We start from the raw sequence: 23,522 nt of genomic DNA, 5'->3' as shown, positions 1-23,522 counted from the left end.
GCCGTCGGGGGTGTCGGGAAGCGCGAAGCGCGACGCCCGAACGGTTTCGTGGGCGACACGCCAGGCGCGCCGGCCGGTACAGGGTTGCTATTTCGCCAGGGCGGGGAACCAGAGAGCGATCTCGCGCTCGGCGGACTCCACCGAGTCGGAGCCGTGGACCAGGTTCTCGCCCGGATCCAGGCCGAGATCGCCGCGGATCGAGCCGGGAACGGCCTTCTCGACCGGATCGGTGCCACCGGCGAGCTGCCGGAAGGCCGCGATCGCGCGGGGGCCTTCGAGGACCGCCGCCACGAGCGGACCACCGGTGATGAACTCGATCAGCGAGGGGTAGAAGGGCTTGCCCTCGTGTTCCGCGTAGTGCGCTCCGGCGACCTCCTCGGTCGCCGTACGCAGCTCGAGAGCCACGATGTCCAGACCCTTCCGCTCGATGCGCGCGAGGATCTCTCCGACATGACGGCGTGCGACGCCGTCGGGCTTGATCAGTACCAGGGTCCGCTCAGTCACGCGACAAGCCTAGAGGTTCAGTCCCGCTGGCCCGGGAGCAGACCCCTGGATTCGCGATCCCTGATGTCTTTACGCAGGTAGAAGATGTACGCCCATACCACGGCGAAGAGCACGCCCACCGCGCCGAACGCGAGGTCGACGAAGAAACCCAGCACGGCGAGCACCTGCAGGGTGATGTTGAACGGGATCGCCCACGACTTCTTCTGCACCCCGGCGCCGAGGAACATCAGGACGGCGAGGCCCACGACGTAGGTCGTCGACCACGCGCTCAGTCCCCCACCGACGGTCGCGATGACCGGCAGCACCAGCAGGACCACGATCGCCTCGAGCACGAGTGTCCCCGCCATCACGCCCCGGAAACCCTTCCAGGGGTCCGTCGTCGGCGGCCGGAACTTCTGTTCCTCCGGCTTGTCGTTGCTCACGCGGGATCCTTTCCGAACAGACTGCGGGCCGCACCTGCGGTCACCACCGAACCGGTGACCACGACCCCGGCGCCCGACACCGCTTCGCCGGGCTCGCCGACCTCCTCCGCGATCGCGATCGCGGTCTCGATCGCATCCGGGAGCGTCGCCGCGGTGACGACCCGTTCGTCGCCGAATCGGGCGACGGCGATGTTCGCGAGATCGTCGACGTCCATCGCCCGCGGCGACCCGTTGTGCGTGACGACGATCTCGTCGAAGACCGGTTCGAGCGCCTCGATCAGACCCGCGACGTCCTTGTCGGCCATCACGCTCACGACGCCCACGAGCTTGCGGAAGTCGAACTCCTGGGCGAGCGCGGCCGCCAGGGCCTTCGCGCCGTGCGGGTTGTGCGCGGCGTCGAGGAAGACGGTGGGTGCATTGCGCACCCGTTCGAGCCGGCCCGGTGTGGTCACCGACGCGAACGCGTCGCGCACCGCCTCCACGTCGAGCTGCTTGCCGGGGCCCGCCCCGAAGAACGCCTCGACCGCGGCCAGCGCGACCGACGCGTTGTGGGCCTGGTGCTCGCCGTGGAGCGGCAGGAAGATGTCGGTGTAGAGACCGCCGAGACCCTGCAGGTCGATCTGCTGTCCGCCGACGGCGACCGCGCGCCGGACCACCGCGAACTCGGAGCCCTGACGGGCCACGGCCGCGTCGGCTTCGACGGCCTGCCGCAGCAGCACCTCCATCGCCTCGGGTTCCTGCTGCGCGATGATCGTCACGGTGTCGCGGGGCACGAGACCGTCGTCCGGTGCCTTCTTGATGATCCCGGCCTTCTCCCCCGCGATCTCTGTGAGGGTGTCACCGAGATAGCCGGTGTGGTCGATACCGATGGGAGTGATCACCGCGACCTGCCCGGTGACGACGTTGGTGGCGTCCCAGCGTCCGCCGAGACCCACCTCGACGACGGCGACGTCGACCGGGGCATCGGCGAAGGCCGCGAACGCCATTGCGGTGGTCACCTCGAACTTGCTCATCTTCGGCCCACCGGCCGCCTCGGACTGCTCGTCGATCATCCGGACGTACGGTTCGATGTCGCGGTAGGTGTCGACATAGGTGCGCGGCGAGACCGGGGCACCGTCGATGCTGATCCGCTCGGTCGCGAGCTGCAGGTGCGGGCTCGTCGTGCGACCGACCCGGTGATGCATGCGCGTGAGCAACGCATCGATCATCCGGGTGGTCGACGTCTTGCCGTTGGTGCCTGCCACATGGATCGACGGGTAGCTGTTCTGCGGCGACCCGAGAATGTCCATGAGCGCGGCGATCCGCGCCAGGGACGGTTCGATCTTCGTCTCCGGCCACCGCTTGTCGAGTTCGGCCTCGACGAGCGTCAGTTCGGCGAGGTCCACCGGGGACGGCGACCCCGGGGTATCGGTGCTCACGCCGCGCCCAGCTCCTTCAGCCGCGCGGTGATCCGCGCGATCTCCTCTTCGGCGATCTGCTTGCGACCGCGGATCTTCTCGACCACCTGATCGGGTGCCTTGGCGAGGAACGCCTCGTTCGACAGTTTCCCCGAGGTGCCCGCCAGTTCCTTCTCCGCGACGGCGAGATCCTTTCGCAGGCGCGCGATCTCGGCGCCGACGTCGATGCTGCCGGAGGTGTCGAGCTCGACGGTGACCGTCGCGCGGCTCAACCGGACCTCGATCGACGCCGTGGCCGAGAACGAGTCCTCCGGCTCGGTCAGGCGCGCGAGCGACTGCACGGCCGGCACCTGGGCGACGAGATCCGCGTCCTCGACGTCGACGAGCCGGGCCGCCACCTTCTGCGACGGCTTGAGGCCCTGGTCGCTCCGGAATCGGCGGATCTCGGTGACGAGCTTCTGCAGGTCGGCGACACGCTGCGCCGCGGTGTCGTCAGTGGGCACTCCGGACGTCTCGGGCCAGGACGCGATCACCACGGACTCGCCGCCGGTGAGCACCTTCCACAAGGTCTCGGTGACGAACGGGATGACCGGGTGCAGTAGGCGCAGCAGCTGGTCGAGGACGGTGCCGAGCACGACCTTGGTGCCGTCGGCGTGAACGCTGCCCTCGGCGAGCTGGACCTTGGCGAGCTCGAGATACCAGTCGCAGACCTCGTCCCACGCGAAGTGGTAGAGCGCCTCGCACGCCTTGGAGAACTCGTAGTGGTCGAAGGCGGCGTCGACCTCGGTGCGCACCTGCTCGAGGCGGTCGAGGATCCATCGGTCGGCGTCGGTCAGCTGCTCGCGGGCGGGGAGCTCGCCGATCACCGCACCGTTCATGAGCGCGAACTTGGTCGCGTTGAACAGCTTGTTCGCGAAGTTGCGCGACGACTGGGCGTGGTCCTCACCGACGGCGAGGTCGCCACCGGGGTTCGCACCACGCGCCAGCGTGAAGCGCAGGGCGTCGGCGCCGAAGCGCTCGACCCAGTCGAGCGGGTCGATGCCGTTGCCGCGCGATTTGGACATCTTCTTGCCGAACTGGTCGCGGACCAGGCCGTGCAGGAACAGATCCCGGAACGGCACCTGCGCCTGGTGCACGGCGTCGTCGCCCGACACGTAGGTGCCGAACATCATCATGCGCGCGACCCAGAAGAACAGGATGTCGTAGCCGGTGACGAGAACGCTGGTGGGATAGAACTTGTCGAGTTCGGGGGTCTTCTCCGGCCAGCCCATCGTCGAGAACGGCCACAGGCCGGACGAGAACCACGTGTCGAGCACGTCCGGGTCCTGCTCCCAGCCGTCGGGTGCGGTCTCGTCGGGGCCGAAGCACTGGACCTCTCCGTTCGGGCCGTACCAGATCGGGATGCGGTGACCCCACCACAGCTGACGCGAGATGCACCAGTCGTGCATGTTGTCGACCCAATCGAACCAGCGCGGTTCCTGGCTCGCGGGGTGGATGACGGTGTGGCCGTTGCGCACTGCGTCACCGGCGGCCTTCGCGAGCTTGTCGACCTTGACCCACCACTGCATCGACAGGCGCGGTTCGATGGTCTCGCCGGACCGCTCGGAGTGGCCGACGCTGTGCAGATAGGGGCGCTTCTCGGCGACGACGCGTCCCTGCGCGGCGAGTTCCTCGCGGATCGCGACGCGTGCCTCGAAGCGGTCCATGCCGTCGAAGCGCGTACCCGAATCGGCGATGCGACCGGCCTTGTCCATGATCGTGGGCATCGGCAGGTCGTGCCGCAGACCCATCTCGAAGTCGTTGGGGTCGTGCGCAGGCGTGATCTTCACTGCGCCCGTACCGAATTCGGGGTCGACGTAGTCGTCGGCGATGATCGGGATCTGCCGACCCGTGATGGGATGCTCGAGCGTGGTGCCGATGATGTCCTTGTAGCGCTCGTCCTCGGGGTGGACCGCGACCGCGGTGTCGCCGAGCATCGTCTCGACGCGGGTGGTGGCGACGATCACGTGCGGCTCGTCGTCGTTCAGGGAGCCGTAGCGCAGGGAGACGAGTTCGCCCTCGACCTCCTCGAACTTCACCTCGATGTCGGAGATCGCGGTCTGCAGCACGGGCGACCAGTTGACCAGTCGCTCGGCGCGGTAGATCAGGCCCTCGTCGTAGAGGCGCTTGAACATCACCTGGACAGCGCGGGAAAGCCCCTCGTCCATGGTGAAGCGGTCGCGCGACCAGTCGACGCCGTCGCCGATACGACGCATCTGGCCCTGGATCGTGCCGCCGGACTCGGCCTTCCACTGCCAGACCTTGTCGATGAAGGCCTCGCGGCCGAGGTCCTCCTTCTTCTTGCCGTCGGCGGCGAGCCGCTTCTCGACGACGGTCTGGGTGGCGATACCGGCATGATCCATGCCGGGCAGCCACAGCACCTCGTAGCCCTGCATGCGCTTCCGGCGGGAGAGTGCGTCCATGAGGGTGTGGTCGAGGGCGTGACCCATGTGCAGGCTGCCGGTGACGTTCGGCGGCGGCAGGACGATCGAGTACCCGGGCTTGTCGCTCGTGGGGTCGGCCTCGAAGTAGCCGGCGTCCACCCACTGCTGGTAGAGCTCCGCTTCGACGGCGCTGGGGTCCCAGCTCTTGGGAAGGGCGTCGGCGGGGTTCTGCGAGTTCTCTGGCGCACTGGTCACCCGTCAATCGTAAGCGTCGGACGCGAACCTCCTGGACAGGGGCCGCGACAGAACCGGACAGGGGCCAGGACCGGAGGGTGTGGCCCGGTCCCCGACCGGGTATCGCATTGCCGGGCCGCCGAATGCGCGGACGCCGAACTGACAGGACGGAGGACCCCGTCATGATGCGGGCATTGATCTTCGCTGCAGGTGCAGCTGCGGGATTCGTCGCGGGGACCCGGGCGGGCCGCGAGACCTACGACAAGATGCGGGGACGTTCGAACGAGCTGTGGCACAACCCGGCGGTACAGGACAAGGTCATACCTGCCGTACAGGACAAGGTGACCGAAGCGGCCTCCGTCGTGAAGGAGAAGGCACCACAGCTCCAGGAAACGGTGGGCGGTCTCGCCGAGAAGGTCACCCATCGCGGTCAGAGCGGGTCCGGCCAACACGCGGCGACGCACACCGGCTCGTCTACGAGTGAGTCGACCCCGGCCACCGACGAGCCCACTCGTCCGCCCGCGTCGCCGGGCGACCAGCCGCGACCGCCCGCGTAACAGGCGGTCGACACCCCCCGGACGTTCTCGGTCAGCCCAGCTCGGCCGGCAGGTCGAGCGGGTGGCCGAGCACGTGCTCCGACAGGAATGCTTCGACCGTGCGGTACCAGATCTTCGAATGCTGCGGCTGCAGCACCCAGTGGTTCTCGGACGGAAAGCACAGGAAGCGGTGGACGGTGGTGCCGTCGTCCTCGGCGGGCAGCCCCGATTCGTCGAGCAGCTCGTACCACAGGCGCAGTGCTTCGCCGATGGGGACGCGATAGTCCTTGTCGCCGTGGATGACGAGCATGGGCGTGACGATGTCGGCGACGAACAGGTGCGGTGAGTTCTCGACGGCCATCTCCGGGGTCATCTCCCGTTGCCAGTACCAGGCCACGTCGGTGGTCGGGGTGAACTGGTCCAGCGCCCACAGACCGGCGTGGGTGACGACCGCCCGGAACCGGTCGGTGTGACCGGCGATCCAGTTGGCCAGATATCCGCCGAACGAGCCACCCATCACCGCGGTCCGGTCCTCGTCGATGTCGTTCCGCGCGACCGCGGCGTCGGTGATCGCCATGAGGTCGGTGTACGGTTCGCGTCCCCAGCGTCCCCAGCCGCGCCGGATGAAGGCGTCGCCGTATCCCGTGGACAGTGCGGGGTCCGGCAACAGCACCGCGTAGCCCCGGGCGACGAGAAGCCACGGGTTCCAGCGCCACGACCATGTGTTCCAGCTGCTCAGCGGTCCGCCGTGCACCCACAGCAGCAGCGGTGCGGGGTCGGCGGCGGACGCGGTGTGCGGGAGCGCAAGCCATGCCCGCACCGGCGTGCCGTCGGCGGCGTCGGTGGTCATTTCCACGAGGCGGCCCGGCAGTTCCGGGAGCGCAGCGGGAGCGGGCAGGGGCGTGACGGTGCCGGCGCCGGGTCCGGTCAGGTGGATGCGCACGGGATGTGGCGGTGCGTCGTACGAGGCCCTCAGTGCGTACGCACGGTTGCCGTCGGGCGCGAGGTGGACATGGGTGTAGGCGGCGTCGTCCGTGGTGACGCGGACGGGCTGCGCGTCTCCGAGCCGCTGGACGAAGACCGGTGCGCGTCCGTGATCGTCGGCGGTGAGCACGAGACCGGACCCGTCGGGCAGCCAGGCCACCGAAGTGGGACGCCGGTCCCACTCGGGAGCTTCGATACCGGTGGCTCCGGAGTCGATGTCGAGGACCCGGACGGTCACCTGCGGCGGGTTCTCGGCGTCGCCGATCGACTCGTGCAGATAGGCGAGTTTGCGTCCGTCCCGGGAGAGCGACGGATGTGTCGCGTCGCCGGTCTCGTCGTCGACGAGCGGGGTGCGCAGACCGGTGCCGAGATCGATCCGCACGACGGTGACGCGGCGCGAGGCGAGCGGACCGGGGACCACCCAGGTGGCCGCGGCGAACGAACCGTCCGCAGCGACATCGAGGTGGGCGTCGCGCAGCGACCCACGGATCCCCGGGGTGAGATCGGTGAACCCGTCGCCGCTGTTGTCCGGGAGGAGCAGATGCGGCTGGTCGGGTCCGAGATCGTGATCCCAGTAGCGCACCGGATAGCCGGCATGCAGCACGGCGGTGACCGCACCGTCCTTGCGGGCGTCCCGGATCCGTTCGTCGTCGGACTCGCTGTGGCCGAGAACGGACGCGAGCAGGACCGTCCTGTCGGCATGCGACGCCGCACACACCGACGCGAACCCACCCTTCCGGGATCCGATCTGCTCGGCCTCCCCGCCGGCCACGGGCAGTCGCCACAGCGACACCGGCGGGTCGTCCGTACCGCGGGCGGCGGTGAAGAGCAGGTCGCCGGTCGCGGTGAAGGTCGGGTTCGACTCCCCCGTGGCGCCGTGGGTCAGGCGCCGCGCCGGGGCATCGCCGGCGGGATCCACCTCCCACAACGCGCCCGTGTACGAGGTGGCCTTGTCGTCGAGCGTCGACTGCGTGATCACCAGGCGGTTCCCGTCCGGAGACATCGTGAGGGAGGTGACGCGGGGTAGCGCCAGGTAGTCGTCGAGCTCGTCGAAGGCCGTCATGCCTGGACGATATCGGGAGCGGCGGTGGGCGGTCCGCAGGTGGCACCGGGTTCGTCTGTAACCTGGTCGTCCGGCGGGTACATCCCGCGGAAACGCCGTCTCCCCGTCCGAACGGAGCACTCACATGGTCGACCTCGCATACGTCATCGCCGGCTCGGAAGCGACCGGTGGCGCCGGTCTGCAGGTCGACCTCAAGACGTTCCAGCAGCTGGGTGTGTACGGCGTGGGCACCACGACGTGCATCGTCTCGTTCGATCCGAAGAACGACTGGGGCCACCGCTTCTTCCCCGTCCCGGCCGAGGTGATCGCCGACCAGATCGAGGCAGCAACCGCCGCTCACGACCTCGACGTGGTGAAGATCGGCATGCTGGGCACACCCGCGACGATCGATGTGGTCGCCGAGGGCCTGGAGAAGCAGTCCTGGCGGCACGTCGTGCTCGACCCGGTCCTGATCTGCAAGGGCCAGGAAGCCGGGGCGGCGCTCGACACCGACAACGCGTTGCGCGCGCAGGTGCTGCCCCATGCCACGGTCGTCACCCCGAACCTGTTCGAGGCTCGCATGCTGTCCGGTATGGACGACATCACCTCCGTCGACCAGCTCGTCGAGGCGGCACGTCGCATCCACGATCTCGGCCCGCAGTACGTCGTGGCGAAGGGCGGCGTCGAACTCGACGGCGAGGACGCCGTCGACGTCCTGTTCGACGGTTCCGAGGTCACCCTGCTGACGGCACCGAAGGTCGGCAACGAGCGGGTGTCCGGCGCCGGCTGCACCCTCGCGGCCGCGATCACGGCCGAACTCGCGAAGGGCGGGTCGGTCGCCGACGCCGCGGCCCGCGCCAAGGATTTCGTCACCGCGGGGATCAAGGCGCGGGTGTCCGCCAACACCCCGTTCGACACCGTCTGGCAAGGCGCCTGATTCCTCGGTTCGCCGAAACCGATTCCAAGACAAAAGCATTCGCGATCCGATTCGTCATCCGCTGCGGCAATTGCTGTAGCGGATGACGAATTCGATCGCGGATCGACACCTCAGCGCGGCTGCCGCCACATTCCCCACAGCGTCGGCCCGCCGTCGGGGACGACGATGGCGCGGGTGACCTCGAACCCGAACCGCTCGTAGTAGGGAATGTTCGCCTCCTTGCTCGATTCGAGGTAGGCCGGAGCGTGTTCGGCGTCGGCACGGTCGAGGCCGGCCTTCATGAGGGCTGTGCCGAGGCCGGTCCCCCGCGCGGCAGGTGAGGTGCCGATCGTCGACAGATACCAGTGCGGTTCGCCCGGATGCGCCGCATCGAGGGTTTCGTCGACCTGCCGTCCCCGTTTCATGTACCTGCCGAGTGCTGCGCAGAAACCGGGCAGCAGACGGAGCGAGGTCCACATATCGCTACGCCATCGTCCGGGTGGCGCCCACATCGCCGCGCCTCCGACGACCCCGTCGGACTCGGCGATGTCGGTGGCTCCCAACGGCACCATGTGGTGCCGGGCGTCGGCCGCGAAGAAACGGGTCATGCGCCGGATGCGGTGGTGTTCGTCCGGGAACATCCACGTGAAGACCGGATCGTCGACGAAGGCTTCGGCGACCACCGGAGCGAAGGCCGGAATGTCGCGGCGCGTGGCGGTTCTCGGTTCGATGGCCATGAGCGCAGCCTACGACGAGGACCTGTCCGACGGCGCGCGGTCCGTCGCCGCCGCGAGTTCCTTCGCGAGAGGTGTCGGGAATCTGGCCGTCACCTTCACTCCCCCGAGCCACTCGTCGAGGCGCGCGGCCTCCTGTTCGAGCACCGCCCGGCCGTCGACCCCGATGTCCTCGAGCAGATGCAGTTCGACGGATCCGGAATCGCTCTGCCACCACGTGCCGACGATCCGTCCGTCCCACCACGCCGTGGGCCCGGCATTGCCGTTCGAATCGAACAGGTCGCCCTTGTACGACCCCAGATACCAGTCTCGTTCGGCCCACCCCATCACCGTGGGGTCCAGGGAAGGCAGCAGTACCCCCCACGGGTCGGCGGGAGCGGGTTCCTCCACGTCGTCGGCCAGGAGGTATCCGGAACGGCCGTCGAGATCCACCTCCACCACGTCGAGGTCGGCGAGAGCCGCGCGTACGGCGGTGAGGGTGGAGCCGAGCCACCACTTGATGTCGGCCTCGGTACCCGGCCCGAAGACCCGCAGCCATGATTCCACGAGGGCGCGTACACCGTCGGCTTCGTCGCACGGAGCGATCCCGGCGCCGAGCCACGACTCCGTCGACGTCCAGGCGGGCCGCGACACGCGCCACGACCCGTTGTTGGACGCCCGCACCACTTTTCCTTCGGCGGAGAGCACGGTGAGCACGCGCGGAGCGAACGGGACCCTGCCGCCCCACGACTTCCCGATCCCGTAGTCGATACTCGCGTCGAGAAGCGGGATCTCGGCACGCAATTCGCTGGACGTCGCTTCGCGTCCGCCGGACAACGCCTGCAGCACGTGGCCGCTCACCTCGTCGAGCCACTGCTCGCCGTCGCCGTGCAGACCGGCCTTCTCGACGTCCTTGACCACCTGACGGCGTTGCGCCGCTGCGACTCGCGCGCTCGCGCCCGCCTGCACGACCGGCAGGATCTCGCGCGGGAAGACGAAGACGGTGCGCCGCATGGCCATGTGTTTCACCAGCGACCGATCCGTGTAGAGGGCCCGATCGAGGTCGGTCGTGACGAAGTCGTCGACCCGGGCCCATGCCGACAGGTAGACGCTGGCGGGATCGGTGCCGTGCAGGCACACCATGCCGGTCGCGGCGTCGACCGCATCGGCGGCGCGGTGCCCGGGATGCAGGCGGTGCCGGGTGGCGAGTCGTGCTCGGCGTTCGGTTGCGTCGATCCTGCGCACAGCCATGGCCGACAGCGTAGATGCGATGTCCGACTCGGCAGAGCGACCACACGAGTCCACCCTGTTCGACCCTGGTATCCGCGATCCGAAGCCGACCGGTGGCCCGCATTCATCACCGTCCCCCGAGAGGAGACCGAGTCTGTAGTGTCCCTACGAGGAGCGAGTGGGTTTCGTGTGACGCCACCCGCGGTCCACACCGCCTCGGGGCGGAGCCGAGCGCAGTCGTGAACGGGCGGGCAGTGGGGGACAGTACGGAGGATGACGTGCCGCACGACCGGGTACCCCTGCCCTGTCGAGTTGCGTAGTGACAAGGGCTCGACCCGCTGCACGTATCTGGGAGGTAGAGGATGGGACGGGTCACGACACGTCGATCGGTACTGCGCATCACGGCGGACAGGGTGACGCGACGTCCCGACACCCTCGCCGTCGAGGAACCGCTCGAGATCAGGATCGGCGGCGAATCACTGACGATCACGATGCGCACCCCCGGGCACGACGTCGACCTCGTCCACGGATTCCTCCTGGCCGAGGGGATGATCGGCAGTCGTGAGGACATCGCCGCGGTGCGGTACTGCGACGGGGTCGACGAGAGCGGCGCCAACACCTACAACGTTCTCGACATCACCCTCGCTCCCGGTGTCACGATCCCGGAGGGGACGGGGCGACGCGCGTTCACGACCACCTCCGCGTGCGGGGTGTGCGGGAAGACCTCGCTCGACGAGGTGCGCACCCGCACGCGATATCCGCTGCGGGAGGCCGGCGGCACCTCGATCGGCACACACACGCTCGCGGAACTGCCCGACACCCTGCGGCGGCACCAGCAGGTCTTCGAGTCGACCGGGGGCCTGCACGCAGCGGCACTGTTCACGCTCGACGGTGCGCTGTGGGCCCTGCGCGAGGATGTCGGCAGGCACAACGCCGTCGACAAGGTGCTCGGCCGGGCCCTGACCGACAACCGGGTCCCGCTGTCGCACAGCGTGCTCATGGTGAGCGGACGCGCCTCGTTCGAGCTCGTGCAGAAGGCCGTGATGGCCGGCGTTCCCCTACTCGCCGCGGTATCGGCGCCGTCGTCCCTCGCCGTCGACCTCGCCGCGGAGTCGGGCCTGACCCTGGTGGGTTTTCTCCGCGGCGAGACGATGAACGTCTACACCGCACCGGAACGCGTCAAGACCGACTGAACGACCGCATCAACCGCACGTCCCGTCCTGCGTCTCGCCCGCGCGCACTCCGTCGACGAAGGTCCGCACATCGTCGAAGGACGCGTCGAGCACGCCGCGATGGTCGGCTCCGTCGTACACCCGGTAGGTCAGGTCGGCGCCGTTGCCGCACAGCGCCTCGGTGACCCGGTCGGTGACCGGACGCGACACCAGCACATCGTCGGTGCCCTGGACGACGAGTGTCGGCACCGTCAGGGTGAGCGCTTCGAGTTCCTGGCCGGCGTAGTACTCGCGGAGCGCGTCGAGATCCGCATCGGGAGCGAACACCTGATCCACCGGAACGGTGCTCGCGGCTTCGCGGATGTCGTCCATGCACCCGGTGCGCGCTGCATCGAGCAGAGGTCGCGACGCGTCCGTGAGCATCGCGTCGGCGTCGATGGACGGGTCCGCCGCCTGCGCCCCGAGCAGCAGGACCGGCAGGAATCCGAGCGCCGGACCGATCGCGGGGCCGGCCGTCGCGTAGTACTGGGCGGTCTCACTCGTCCGGCTGCCCGGTGCGAAGGCGATCGCTCCCTGCAGGTCGAGCTCAGGGGCGTGTTCCTGCCCGCGTGCCGCCGCGTACAGCGCGGCGTGGCCACCCTGACTGTGGCCCATCGCGACCCACCGGGTGCCGATGCCCGGATCGAGTTCCCGGGCCGCGCGCACGATGTCGACGACGGCGGCGGCGGCACTGTCACCGTTCATGTAGGGATGTCCACCCGGAGTGCCGAGCCCCTCGTAGTCGGTCTGGACCACGGCGTAGCCGTCGGCGACCCACCGGTCGAGCATGGCGGTCGTCCTTGCGACATAGGAGTGGGCCGGGCCTCCGGGAGTGTCGGCGGAGGGCGCACAGGCATCGCCGACCCCCGTGGTCCCGTGGGCCCAGCTGAGCACGGGCCAGCCTCCCTCCGGTGCCTCTCCTTCGGGGATCGCGACAGTCCCGGAGACGAGGACGGGACGCCCGTCGGCCCCCTCGGACAGATAGGTGATCAGGTCGGTTCGTGACGCGCTGGGAAGCGCCGCCGCACCCGTGAGGGGGCGGTCGGTGACCAGGGAGCCGGGTCCTCCTGCTGCCTCCTCGGTGTCGTCACCGCCGGTGTCGGAGCAAGAGGTGAGGCCGAGCATCGAGACCGCGGCGAGTACCGATACCGCGCTCCGAGCAGTACGAGAGATCATGAATCCTCCGTCGGGATTTCAGTCGACCGCCGGCGCCCATTGCACGCCGTTGATGTGGCTACCGCCGTCGACGAACAGCGTGTTGCCGGTGAGATAACGCGAGTCGTCGCTCGCGAGGAAAGCCGCGACGGTACCGATGTCGTCGAGAGGGTCACCGATACGGCCCATGGGGTTGGCCGCGGCCTGTGTCGCCGCCATCTGCGGATCGGCCTCCGCGACCCGCCGGTACGCCGCGCTCTGCGCGCCGGGGCAGATCACGTTGCAGCACACCTGTTTCGGGGCCCATTCCCGGGCCGCGGTGCGGGTCATGCTGCGCAACGCCTCTTTCGCGGCGTTGTACGACACCGAGTACATGTGGGCATTGACGCCGTTGAGACTGCACATGTTGATCACTCGGCCGGTTCCGCGGCGGGCGAGTTCCGGGTACGCGCGTTGCATCGCCCAGAAGGTCGCCATCACGGCCATGTCGAAGCCTGCCTGCATACTTTCTTCGGGCGTCTTCTCCATGCGCGCGAATCCCAGTGATCGCCAGGCGTTGTTGACCAGGATGTCGAGACGTCCGAATTCGCGCACGGCGGAGTCCACCATCGCGTGCACCTGCTCGCGGTCGGTGACATCGGTCGGCACGAAGTGCGCACGCACGCCCCACCGGTCGGTGAGCCACCGCGCGGTATCGGTCCCTGCCGCCCGGTCCACTTCGGCGACCACGACGTGCGCGCCCTCGCGGGCCAGGGCACCGGACACCCCTCGGCCGATCCCCATACCGGCTCCGGTGACGATCGCCACCCGCCCGTCCAGCTTTCCCATGTCGGTTCTCTCCGATCCGGTGAGGTGAGTGATGGCGACCGTCAGCGAGGACGGGGAACCGTCTTGTCGATGAACAGTGCCTCGACGGACACGCACACCGTGCCGTCCGCGGTCCTGATCTCCCCGGCCGTGTTGATCTTGCGGCCGTCCTGCTCGACCAGACGACCGGTGACCGTCAGCGGTTCGAACAAGGGCGTCGGACGGTGGTACCGCACGTTCAGCTGGGCGGTGGCACCGCTGCGTCCGGCCCACGCGTTCGCCACACCCAGCGTGTGATCGAGCAGAAGCGCCGAGACTCCGCCGTGCACGTGCCCGGGCGGACCCTGGTACGGGAAGGTCAGTTCGACGACGCCTTCCACCGAGCCGTCCTCGCGCCCGGAGAGAACCAGCGGCGGCGCGAGCGCATTCTCGGGTCCGGTGACGGGGTCGTGCCGGGTGACGCCCTCTCCGTGCCACATGTCGACCAGTCGCTCCTGCACCTCGGGGGCATGTTCCTCGAGGTGCTCGGCGATGCTGTCGAGTTCTTCCGCGACCCGCTCGAGATTCGCGTTGGCGCGGTCGGTGCGCAACAGCGCGTCCACCACGCGCCGTGCGGCAGCGGTGGCGCGGTCGACGGCGGTGTCCTGCGGCGCCGAGGTCAGCACCGTGCCGGCGGGCGCGTGCCCGACGATGGGGTGGGTATCGGGGTCGACTCTCATCGGATCTCCATCGTGGCGTGGGTGAGCACCGGTTGTCCGTCGCGCTCGGGGCAGGTGGCGAGCAGGGTCAGGGTGTCGCCGTCGCGCCACACCGCCGTCTCGATCGTCTCCCCCGGGTACAGCGAGCCGGCGAAGCGGACCGAGAACGACCGGACACGGGTGGGATCGCCGTCCAGCACACCGTCGACGACGGCCTTGCACACGACACCGTACGACGCGAGGCCGTGCAGGATCGGCCGGTCGAACCCCGCCGTCTTCGCGAAGTCGGGGTCGGCGTGCAGCGGGTTGAGGTCGCCGCTGAGTCGGTACACCAGCGCCTGCTGTGTGCTCGTGGGCGACACGAGGATCTTGTCGGCCTCCCGTTCCGGAACGGTGGTCGACGTGTCGGGTCCGGGGTTGCCGCCGAACCCGCCCTCACCGCGCGCCCAGATCTGCATCGCACTGGTCCACAACGGGTTTCCGTCGCCGTCCGTGGCGGACTGTTCGAGCACGATTACCGCGGCCTTGCCCTTGTCCCATACATCCGCGATACGCGACGAGATCGTCGCGGAACCGGTGGCCGGGATCGGGGCGTGCACGGTGACGGATTGCCCACCGTGGAGGATCTTGCGCAGATCGATGTCGATTCCCGGCAGGTTCATTCCGGCCGGCGACACCTGTCCGGCGGAGACCCCCTGCCCCGCAACCATTGCGAAGGTCGGCAGGACCTGCAGGCCCTTCTCGTAGACCCACCGCAGTTCGGCGGGGTCGAGCGAGTCGGCGCCCGCCCCCAGCCCGAGGTGGTAGAGGATCACGTCGCGGTCGGTCCAGGCGGCCTCACGGGTGGTGGGGGCGGCGGACAGTGCGACCTCCCTGTCGATGGGCATGGGCACTCACTTTCCGGGTTCGGGATCGCGGGGCAGGCCGAGAAGCCGCTCACCGATGATGTTGAGCTGGACATTGGTCGTCCCGCCGGCGATGGACATGCACTGCACGTTGAGGAACATGTGGGTGGCCGAGGTGCGGTCCTGGTCGTCGAGCAGAGAGGCCGGGCCGGCCCAATCCATCGCGGTCTCCCAGACCTGCTGGAGGTGCTCGACACCGAGCAGCTTGGCGACGGAGGACTCGGGGCCGGGCTGCGCACCGGCCAGGGAGCGCAGCGCGGTGCGCAGACCCATGAGGCCACCGGACGCGGCATCGCCGAGCACCTTGCCGAGGACGGTGAGCTGTTCGTCGTCCGGCCCGCCGGGGGTGTTCTCCGCCAGCGTCGCCAGAGCCTCGCAGCCGGCTCCGAAGGAGGAGTCGTGGGAGAGGGAGACACGTTCGTTGGCGAGGGTGGTGCGGGCGAGCTTCCACCCGTCGCCCGGCTCACCGACGAGGCACTCGTCGGGCACGAACACACCGTCGAGGAAGACCTCGTTGAACAATGCCTCGCCGGTGATCTCCCGCAGTGGCCGGATATCGAGACCCTCGGTGTTCTTGATGTCGATCAGGAAGTAGGACAGGCCCTTGTGCTTGGGTGCGTCCATGTCGGTGCGGGCGAGGCAGATGCCCCAATCCGCAACGCGCGCCATCGACGTCCACACCTTCTGGCCGTCGAGTTTCCATCCACCGTCGACCTTGACGGCCTTCGTGGACAGACCCGCGAGGTCCGATCCGGCGCCGGGCTCGGAGAACAGCTGGCACCACACGAGATCCCCGCGCAGCGACTGCGGGACGAAGCGCTCGATCTGGTCGGTGCTGCCGTGTGCGATCAGGGTCGGGACCACCCAGTTGCCGATGATCATGTCGTGCGGTTCGAGGCCGGCGGTCCGCAGTTCCTCGGCGACGACGAGCTGCGTGACGGCGTCGGCGGCCTTGCCCCACGGTGCGGGCAGATGCGGAGCGGTGTATCCCTTCTCGGCCAGATATGCCTTGCGTGCCGCCCCCTCGAGCGAGGTGGCCGGCTCGAGCTCTGCGCGGATGTCGGCACGGATCTCTTCGGCCTCGGCCGGCAGGTCGACACTCAGCACACGGCGGGCACCGTCGAGCGTGAGACGGGCAACCCGGCGGCGCCAGGATGCCGTGGAGCCGAGCAGCAGGCGAAGCGACTGAGCGCGTCGCATGTACAGATGGGCGTCGTGCTCCCAGGTGTAGCCGATGCCGCCGAGCACCTGGATGCAGTTCTTGGTGACCTGGAAGGCCGCTTCCGGGGCGATGGACGCCGCCACGGCGACGGCGAGCGACGCCTCGTCCTCGGATGCCTTCTCGTCGAGTGCTCGCGCGGCATCCCATGCCACGACGCGCGCCTGCTCGGTGAGGCAGAGCATTCGGGCGACGGTGTGCTTGACGCCCTGGAACTGGCCGATGACCCGTCCGAACTGCTTGCGGACGCGTGCGTAGTCCGCGGCGGTGGTGGTGGCCCGGTCCGCGAGGCCGGCCGACTCGGCGGCGAACAGCGTGGCGGCGATATCCACGACCCGCTGCGAGTCCAGTCGCAGCACATCGTCGTCGGACAGGTCCAGGCCGTTCACGGTGATCTCGGCGTTCCGTCGGACCACGTCGTAGCTGGGCAGGTGCGCGACGTCGACCCGATCACGCGTGACGACGACGAACGCCGTCTCGCCGTCGTCGTCGGCCGCGAGCAGGAACACATCGGCGACCTGGCCGCCGAGCACGACACCCGAGGTGCCCGAGAGGGTGACGGAGTCGCCCTCTCGCACGACTCGCATGTCCCCCGGCTGCAGGGACACCGCACCGAACAGCGATCCGTCCGCGAGTCCGTCGAGTTCGGTACGACGCCCCGCCTCGTTCAGGACCGCCGAGACGATCACGGTCGGAAGGAACGGGCCGGGCACCATCGATCGTCCGAGTTCCTCGGCGACGATCGCGGTTCCGAGCAGGCCGAATCCGGCACCTCCCACCTCTTCCGGTAGGTGCAGTCCGAGCATGCCGAGTTCGGCGAGCGAACTCCAGTAAGGAGGGCGCGCTTCGGTTTTCGCTTCGACAGCCGTGCGGATCACGTCGGCTGTCGCGTGCCGAGCCGCCCAGCCGCGTACGGAATCGCGGATTTCGCGGTCCTCGTCACTCAATCCCAGAGTCATGAACGGTCCTTTGGATAGAAGAATGTCCGACGTCAGATGCGCTCGATGATGGTGGCGGTGGCCATGGCGCCACCCGCACACATCGTGACCAGCGCCGTGGAACGGTTCGAACGCTCGAGTTCGTGCAGGGCAGTGGTGATCAGCCGGGATCCCGTGGAACCGACGGGATGTCCGAGCGCGATGGCACCGCCGTTGACGTTGACCTTGCTCATGTCGGCCCCGTGGACCTGGGCCCAGGACAGCACGACGGAGGCGAAAGCTTCGTTGATCTCGACGATGTCGATGTCCGACAACGACATTCCGGTTCGATCGAGCACCGCGCGGGTCGCGTCGACGGGGCCGTCGAGGTGGTAGTACGGGTCGGAACCGATCAGGGTCGACGCGAGGATGCGCGCACGCGGCCGCAGACCGGCTTCGCGTGCCTTGTCCTCGCTCATCAGCAGCACCGCGGCGGCACCGTCGCTGACCTGGGAGGAGTTGCCCGCGGTGTGGATTCCGTTCTCGATCACCGGACGGAGGCCGGCAAGCCCTTCTGCGGTGGTCTCGCGGAGCCCACCGTCGCGGGTCACGGTCGCGATCTCACCGGTGGGCTCGCCTTCCTTCGTCACGACGGGCGCCTGCACCGGGACGATCTCGCGGTCGAAGCGGCCTTCCGCCCAGGCGGCCGCGGCGCGCCGCTGCGACTCGAGCCCGAGGGCGTCGACGTCGTCGCGCTTGATCCCGCGCTTCGCGGCGATCCGCTCGGCTGAGGTGAACTGGTCACCCATGTCGATGGACCAGTCGTCCGGATAAGGGTTGCCGGTGCCCGGTGCGTTGGCCTGACCGAGGAATACCCGGCTCATGACCTCGACGCCGCACCCGATTCCGGCATCGATCTGACCGGACGCGATCAGTCCGGCGACCATATGGACGGCCTGCTGCGACGAACTGCACGCGCAGTCGATGGTCGTCGCAGCGGTCGTGTACGGAAGTCCCGCGTGGAGCCACGCCTGGCGGGTCACGTTGTTGGACTGCTCCCCCGCCTGCGTGACCGCGCCTCCGACGATCTGGCCGACCTGATCGGCGGGCAGTCCGGTGCGGTCGAGAACGGCCTTCTGGGCGGCACCGAGCAACACCGCGGGATGCACCCCGGCCAGCTGTCCGCGGCGACGACCGATCGGTGTCCGCGCGGCCTCCACGATGACGACGTTGCTCATGCCCACTCCCAGCTCTTCGAGGATATTGAAATTTATTCTAGTGACGCAGACCGCAGATTTCCGAGCCGTCCCACCGAGCGGGACAGCCCTTGCGGATTCGATTCCCGGGCCTGCCCGTCAGCGCACGCCGGCGGACAGATCGACGAGCAGAAGGTCGCACGCGACACGCAGGTCGGATTCGACCTCGGGGATCGACATCCGGCCGTTGAGCGCCGATCGGACGAGCCCGAACCACAGCGCCACCAGCAATCGCACGACGGTCACGTCACGAACGGTCGGCTCGTCGATACCCGCGGCGGCCAGGAGCCGTCCGTCGAAGTGCCGATCGATCTTCGCCACATCGGGAATGGTGGCGGCGTTCGACGAGGCGGCGGACTGGATCATCGCGTTGGCCAGCAGCGGTGCTCGCACCAGCGCCCGAGTGGCCTGCAGCAACGCGTCGTAGACCGCGTCCGCGGGCGCAGCGGACGGACGCGAACGTCTGGAGAGATGAATACCCATGCGGTCGATCTGGTCCACCATGACCGCGACGAACAGATGCGTCTTGGACGGGAAGTACCGATAGAGGGTGCCGATGGCGACCCCGGCAAGTTCGGCGACCTCCTGCATCCGAACCCGCTCGAGCTCCTTCTCGGCACCCAGTTGCGCTGCGGCATCGATGATCCTGCCGTACCGCGCGTGCTGCTCGGCCGAGTTCGGCTCGGCCGCATCCCGCACTTCCGCAAGTCTCGGCATGCTCGACTCCTCCCCTTCGTGATCGGTCGGCACCCACCCGTCGTCGGCGACGAACGTTCCAGGTGGAACAGGTCGGGGTCCACCCGATCCCATCCAGCGGGACCGTGTCGACAGTCGAATCGCACACACCCGCAAACTAGAATGAATACTAATTCAGCCGCGGAATGATGACGGACCACGGCAACCGAACAGGAGACGAAGCATGGGTGAATCTGTGAGCCTGACCGGGCGTGCCGCGGTCGTGACCGGTGCCGGAGCGGGCCTGGGGCGGGCCGAGGCCCTCGCCCTCGCCGCAGCGGGTGCCGCCGTCGTCGTCAACGACATGGGCGACGCGGCACACGAGGTCGCAGAGGAGATCGTCGCCACCGGCGGCCGGGCCATCGCGGTGACCGGCGATGTGTCCGACTGGTCTCTCGGAAGCCGTCTCGTCGAGGAGTCCGTCAAGGCCTTCGGATCCTTCGACATCCTCGTCAACAATGCGGGCATCATCCGCGACAAGATGATCTTCAACCTGACCGAGTCCGACTGGGACGACGTGATCCGGGTCCACCTCAAGGGTCACGCCGCCACATCGCACGCCGCCGCGGTGCACTGGCGCCAGGCGAGCAAGGCAGCCGGCGGACCGGTCTACGGTCGTATCGTCAACACCTCGTCGGAGGCCTTCCTGTTCGGTTCGGCCGGGCAGCCGAACTATTCCGCCGCGAAGGCCGGAATCACGGCGCTCACCCTGTCCACGGCTCAAGGGCTGGCCCGCTACGGAGTCACCGCGAACGCGATCTGCCCCCGCGCACGCACCGCGATGACCGCCGAGGCATTCGGTGAAGCCGACGGCACGACCGGACTCGATCCGCTGGCCCCCGAGCGTGTCGGCACTCTGGTGAGTTATCTCGCCTCCCCGGCCTCCGCGGAGATCACCGGGCAGGTGTTCGTCGTCTACGGCAAGATGGTCGCGCTCATGGCCTCGCCGAAGGTCGAGAACCGTTTCGACGCGGCCGGTTCGGCTTTCACGGTCGAGGAACTCGACGAGCAGCTTTCCTCGTATTTCGCCGGTCGTGGCCCGTACGAGACCTACGCTGCATACAGCATCGCGGAACTCGAGAAGGTCGCACTGGCCGTCGACTGACCACCCGGCACCGCACGACGAAGGGAACACGGCATGAGGCTTGCAGGCAAGGTTGCGATCGTCACCGGCGGCGCCGGAGGAATCGGGCGCGGCATCGTCCGGGCGTTCGCGGAAGAGGGCGCACGGGTCCTGTTCGTCGACATCGACCGGTCCGCGGGCGAGGCACTCGAAGCCGAACTCGGCGGAGCCGGGAAGTTCTCGTACGCGGACATCTCCGAGGAGTCGGCCGCCGAGACGATCGTCGCCACCGCCGTCGAACAGTTCGGCAAGGTCGACGTACTCGTCAACAACGCGCACGTCTCGAGGCAGGCGCCCCTGCTGGAAACCACGCAGGACATGCTCGACCTGTCGTTCGGCACGGGCTTCTACCCGACATTCCGGTTGATGAAAGCAGCACACGCCCAGCTCGCCGCGAACAAGGGCTCGGTGATCAACTTCGCATCGGGAGCCGGCATCGAAGGAAGCGTGACGCAGAGTTCGTACGCGGCCGCCAAGGAAGCGATCCGGGCGATCAGCCGGGTCGCGGCAAACGAGTGGGCCGCGGACGGCATCAACGTCAACGTCATCTCTCCTCTGGCGCTGACCGAGGGCATCGAGGCGTACATCGCGGCCCACCCCGGCGTCGAGCAGGCACTCCTGGCGAAGACGCCGATGCACCGTTTCGGCGACCCGCAGGCCGACGTCGGCCGGGTCGCAGTCTTCCTGGCCAGCGACGACGCGTCCTACATGACCGGTCAGACGCTCATGGTCGACGGTGGGACCATCAAGCTGCGTTGACCGGACATCCGCCTGAGGACGACAGCACCTCCGACCGCAGCCTGCTCGGTCGGAGGTGCTCGTGGCCGGCAGTCGCTACGGCGCCATGTCCGTCCAGCCGACGAAACCGGACGGGTCGTGCCGTCCCATGACCGCGTGCTCGAACATCCCCCAACCGACCTGCCCGTCGATCGTCGCTCGTGCGATGTGATCGATCGTCGAATACGGCAACCGGCCGTGGAACTCCGCAGTGGTGGTATCCACCACCGACGCGGACGACCAGTTCTCCCCGCGCCACTCACCGTGCGTCCATTCGGGGTCGCCGCCGTATCCGGCACCGTGGCTCAGAGAGATGAACCCGAGGTTCTCCACCTCGACGACCAGGGGCTTCCCCTCCGGCGTGGTGAGGTGGATGCGCGCGGATTCGGGGTGCCGCGTGCCGCTGCGGTAGTTCACCTCGAGGCGCGGCCACCCGAGCTGCTCGACGCGACCGTCGGGGAAGACGCGTGTGGCGTGATTGAGCGTGCGATGGCCGTCGGACGATTCCTGGACGATCACCATGAGTGCGAAGTCGTCGAATCGCAGAGGGGCGTACGTCCAGTAGTGCCCACCGCGGTTCTCGTATGTCCAGCGTCCCTGCGGATCCGGCTCCCCCACCGGGCGGATGCCCCACGAGCGATCGCGCGTACCCATCCAGGTGTCCGGGTCGACCGTGAAGTCCTTGCCCTGCACGCAGATGCTGCCCGACCAGCTCCCGACCTGAGCGAATCGGGAGGCGTCCAGGATGGGGCGCGGACCCGACATCAGGATGTGCGCCTCTTCGAGTACCGCGGGAAACGACCCGTCCCAGGTGAGGTCACAGGACAGCTCGTCGTGTTCGCAGACGACGCGAATCCTCTGCAAGGGTTCGATCACCTCGAGCCGGTACCCACCGACCGCGCTCTCCATGGACCGCTCCCCGAGAGCGCCGGAGAACCGGACCGCTACCTGGGAATCCCCGTGCCGAACCGTGACGAAGGCGTCGACCACACCCAGATTCGGGTAGACGCCGAAACCGGTGATGAGGTAGATCGAGCCCGTACGGTCGTGGGCGTTGAAATAGTTGCGGTCGTAGAAGTTCCGGTCGGTGGACGCCACCCGTCCCATCGACAGCGGTGACTGGTGCACCGGAAATTCGTCGAGCGGAGCTGGTTTCATCGGGTCACTTCTCCCACTCGTAGGATTCGTCGAGCAAGCGCGCGAGCATGTCGCGGTGGAGGACGTACGCGTCCGGGTCGTCGTGTGGTTCCACCTCACCGAAGTGGATACGCCGGCGCTCGATCTGCGACATCACGATGCCGTGGCGCAGCGCGGCGTACACGAGGTAGAAGTCGAGGTCGCACACCTCGACTCCGGCGGCCTTCTCGTATTCCGCCACCACGTCGGAACGTCGGAGGAAATTCGGGAGGCCGGGGAACGAGAACTGTTCGGCGATGTCCTGGAAGATGCGGTGGAAACAGATGAACCAGCCGAGGTCCAGCTCCCGGGGCGCGAGCGCAGCCGACTCCCAGTCCAGCACCGCTACGGGAGTCGTGCCGTCGTACATGATGTTCCCGATCCGGGCGTCGCCCCAGCACAGCACGTCGGACGACGGTTCGGCAGGCCAGTGGGCGTCGAGCCAGTCGAATGCCCTCTCCAGCACCGGGATGCGCAGACCGTCTTCGCGACGCGTCCATTCGTAGTAGGCGCGTTCGTTCTCGAAGTGCCGTCGCAGTCCCGACAGTCCGTTCGTCCCGGCGAGCGACGGAATCCGCGAGGCCGGATCGTCGACGGCGTGGATCGCCGCCAGCACTCGCACGCTGGCCTTCTCCAGTGCCGCGCGCTCGTCGTCGTTCGTCTCGTAGAGCCAACCGCCGAAGACGTACGGCGGATTGTCCACCGGCACATCGCCTTCGGCACGTTCCATGACGAGAAAGGGACGGCCGAGCGGACCCGAGGAGGACTCCACCCACCGCACCGCGGGCACCGGCACCGCGCCGTGATCGCGCACCGCGGCCATGACGTCGAACTGACGCTGCAGGTCGTAGCCGGGAAACACCGGGAACGCCGTCTCCTCGGGCGCGAGCCGGACGACCAGGTGTTCCGTCTGCTGCTGCCCGTTACGGCTCCAGTCGAGATCGAACAGGACGGAGATGCTGGACATGCCGGAGTGGGTCGGGCGGGTCACGTTGTACACCCGCGGGGCTTCCGTCGCCCCGACACGCTCGCCGAGCCAGTCCTGCAACTGCTCGCGCAGCGCATCGAGATCGGTCTCGGTGGTCTTGATCTCCTGTTCCGCGCCTTCCGGTACCACACCGTCCGTAGCCATCCACGCCTCC

21 protein-coding genes are annotated in these 23,522 nt (G+C 68.4%); 5 read left to right on the top strand and 16 right to left on the bottom strand.

Translation table 11 applies throughout. The features are described from left to right. Positions 1 to 87 precede the first annotated feature (87 nt). The 4 genes from ndk to A8G18_RS07280 are packed head-to-tail and all read right to left on the bottom strand — an operon-like array spanning position 88 to position 5,001. Positions 88 to 504 (bottom strand): nucleoside-diphosphate kinase, encoded by a 417-nt coding sequence (gene ndk / locus A8G18_RS07295; protein WP_016932616.1) that lies wholly within the window; start codon positions 502 to 504, stop codon positions 88 to 90. A gap of 17 nt (positions 505 to 521) precedes the next feature. Continuing rightward, positions 522 to 926 (bottom strand): DUF4233 domain-containing protein, encoded by a 405-nt coding sequence (locus A8G18_RS07290; RefSeq protein WP_016932615.1) that lies wholly within the window; start codon positions 924 to 926, stop codon positions 522 to 524. Further along, complete coding sequence (folC, locus tag A8G18_RS07285) at positions 923 to 2,344, bottom strand: bifunctional tetrahydrofolate synthase/dihydrofolate synthase (protein WP_026002945.1); 1,422 nt, start codon at positions 2,342 to 2,344, stop codon at positions 923 to 925. The genes A8G18_RS07290 and folC overlap by 4 nt, the downstream gene beginning before the upstream one ends. Then, the gene (locus A8G18_RS07280) at positions 2,341 to 5,001 is read right to left on the bottom strand and encodes a valine--tRNA ligase (RefSeq protein WP_064063337.1); all 2,661 of its coding nucleotides are present in this window, start codon (positions 4,999 to 5,001) and stop codon (positions 2,341 to 2,343) included. Before A8G18_RS07280 ends, folC begins: the two co-directional genes overlap by 4 nt. Positions 5,002 to 5,162: 161 nt before the next feature. Between A8G18_RS07280 and A8G18_RS07275 the strand changes: the two genes are divergently transcribed. Next, complete coding sequence (locus A8G18_RS07275) at positions 5,163 to 5,537, top strand: hypothetical protein (protein WP_016932612.1); 375 nt, start codon at positions 5,163 to 5,165, stop codon at positions 5,535 to 5,537. 31 nt (positions 5,538 to 5,568) lie between these two features. On the opposite strand, the gene A8G18_RS07270 is transcribed toward A8G18_RS07275, so the two are convergent. After that, entirely contained in the window at positions 5,569 to 7,563 is a 1,995-nt protein-coding gene (locus tag A8G18_RS07270; protein WP_064063336.1) for a S9 family peptidase, read from the bottom strand. A 124-nt stretch (positions 7,564 to 7,687) separates the two neighbouring features. On the opposite strand from A8G18_RS07270, the gene thiD reads away from it, so the two are divergent. Beyond that, on the top strand, positions 7,688 to 8,479 hold the full coding sequence (thiD, locus tag A8G18_RS07265; protein ID WP_064063335.1) for a bifunctional hydroxymethylpyrimidine kinase/phosphomethylpyrimidine kinase: 792 nt from the start codon (positions 7,688 to 7,690) through the stop codon (positions 8,477 to 8,479). A 110-nt stretch (positions 8,480 to 8,589) separates the two neighbouring features. On the opposite strand, the gene A8G18_RS07260 is transcribed toward thiD, so the two are convergent. Together A8G18_RS07260 and A8G18_RS07255 are read right to left on the bottom strand one after the other, a co-directional pair. Continuing rightward, a complete protein-coding gene (locus A8G18_RS07260) occupies positions 8,590 to 9,195 on the bottom strand; it encodes a GNAT family N-acetyltransferase (RefSeq protein ID WP_064063334.1) in 606 nt (201 codons plus the stop codon). A 9-nt stretch (positions 9,196 to 9,204) separates the two neighbouring features. Next, positions 9,205 to 10,422, bottom strand: coding sequence for a winged helix DNA-binding domain-containing protein (locus A8G18_RS07255; protein ID WP_064063333.1), 1,218 nt, complete (start codon positions 10,420 to 10,422; stop codon positions 9,205 to 9,207). A gap of 341 nt (positions 10,423 to 10,763) precedes the next feature. Between A8G18_RS07255 and fdhD the strand changes: the two genes are divergently transcribed. After that, entirely contained in the window at positions 10,764 to 11,594 is an 831-nt protein-coding gene (gene fdhD, locus A8G18_RS07250; protein ID WP_064063332.1) for a formate dehydrogenase accessory sulfurtransferase FdhD, read from the top strand. A gap of 9 nt (positions 11,595 to 11,603) precedes the next feature. Here fdhD and A8G18_RS07245 read toward each other — a convergent pair whose 3' ends face one another. The 7 genes from A8G18_RS07245 to A8G18_RS07215 form a co-directional block, all read right to left on the bottom strand. Next, positions 11,604 to 12,788 carry an alpha/beta hydrolase family protein gene (locus A8G18_RS07245; protein WP_064063331.1) on the bottom strand — a complete coding sequence of 395 codons (1,185 nt, stop codon included), beginning with the start codon at positions 12,786 to 12,788 and terminating at the stop codon, positions 11,604 to 11,606. Positions 12,789 to 12,806: 18 nt separating this feature from the next. After that, positions 12,807 to 13,595: an SDR family NAD(P)-dependent oxidoreductase gene (locus A8G18_RS07240; RefSeq protein WP_064063330.1), complete on the bottom strand. Its 789-nt coding sequence runs from the start codon at positions 13,593 to 13,595 to the stop codon at positions 12,807 to 12,809. Between the two features lie 41 nt (positions 13,596 to 13,636). Then, complete coding sequence (locus tag A8G18_RS07235; protein ID WP_016935183.1) at positions 13,637 to 14,293, bottom strand: PaaI family thioesterase; 657 nt, start codon at positions 14,291 to 14,293, stop codon at positions 13,637 to 13,639. Next, complete coding sequence (locus A8G18_RS07230; protein WP_064063329.1) at positions 14,290 to 15,159, bottom strand: MaoC/PaaZ C-terminal domain-containing protein; 870 nt, start codon at positions 15,157 to 15,159, stop codon at positions 14,290 to 14,292. The genes A8G18_RS07235 and A8G18_RS07230 overlap by 4 nt, the downstream gene beginning before the upstream one ends. A 6-nt stretch (positions 15,160 to 15,165) precedes the next feature. Next, positions 15,166 to 17,355: an acyl-CoA dehydrogenase family protein gene (locus A8G18_RS07225; protein ID WP_064063328.1), complete on the bottom strand. Its 2,190-nt coding sequence runs from the start codon at positions 17,353 to 17,355 to the stop codon at positions 15,166 to 15,168. Positions 17,356 to 17,387: 32 nt separating this feature from the next. Beyond that, positions 17,388 to 18,551, bottom strand: a complete 1,164-nt coding sequence (locus A8G18_RS07220) for a steroid 3-ketoacyl-CoA thiolase (RefSeq protein ID WP_064063327.1) — start codon at positions 18,549 to 18,551, stop codon at positions 17,388 to 17,390. A gap of 117 nt (positions 18,552 to 18,668) precedes the next feature. Continuing rightward, positions 18,669 to 19,286 carry a TetR/AcrR family transcriptional regulator gene (locus A8G18_RS07215; RefSeq protein WP_026003400.1) on the bottom strand — a complete coding sequence of 206 codons (618 nt, stop codon included), beginning with the start codon at positions 19,284 to 19,286 and terminating at the stop codon, positions 18,669 to 18,671. A 202-nt stretch (positions 19,287 to 19,488) separates the two neighbouring features. Here A8G18_RS07215 and A8G18_RS07210 point away from each other — a divergent pair, with 202 nt between their 5' ends. Together A8G18_RS07210 and A8G18_RS07205 are read left to right on the top strand one after the other, a co-directional pair. Continuing rightward, positions 19,489 to 20,409, top strand: coding sequence for a 3-oxoacyl-ACP reductase (locus A8G18_RS07210; protein ID WP_016934638.1), 921 nt, complete (start codon positions 19,489 to 19,491; stop codon positions 20,407 to 20,409). Positions 20,410 to 20,442: 33 nt separating this feature from the next. Further along, positions 20,443 to 21,186 (top strand): SDR family NAD(P)-dependent oxidoreductase, encoded by a 744-nt coding sequence (locus tag A8G18_RS07205; RefSeq protein WP_064063326.1) that lies wholly within the window; start codon positions 20,443 to 20,445, stop codon positions 21,184 to 21,186. A gap of 75 nt (positions 21,187 to 21,261) precedes the next feature. On the opposite strand, the gene A8G18_RS07200 is transcribed toward A8G18_RS07205, so the two are convergent. Both A8G18_RS07200 and A8G18_RS07195 read right to left on the bottom strand, forming a co-directional pair. Then, positions 21,262 to 22,362 (bottom strand): Rv3169 family protein, encoded by a 1,101-nt coding sequence (locus A8G18_RS07200; protein ID WP_064063325.1) that lies wholly within the window; start codon positions 22,360 to 22,362, stop codon positions 21,262 to 21,264. 4 nt (positions 22,363 to 22,366) lie between these two features. Then, positions 22,367 to 23,512: a phosphotransferase family protein gene (locus A8G18_RS07195; protein WP_064063324.1), complete on the bottom strand. Its 1,146-nt coding sequence runs from the start codon at positions 23,510 to 23,512 to the stop codon at positions 22,367 to 22,369. Positions 23,513 to 23,522: the final 10 nt, after the last annotated feature.

The organism is Rhodococcus gordoniae (assembly GCF_001646655.1).
In the GTDB taxonomy this organism is placed as follows: Bacteria; Actinomycetota; Actinomycetes; order Mycobacteriales; family Mycobacteriaceae; genus Rhodococcus; species Rhodococcus gordoniae.
This window is presented reverse-complemented; position numbering and strand designations above follow the sequence as displayed.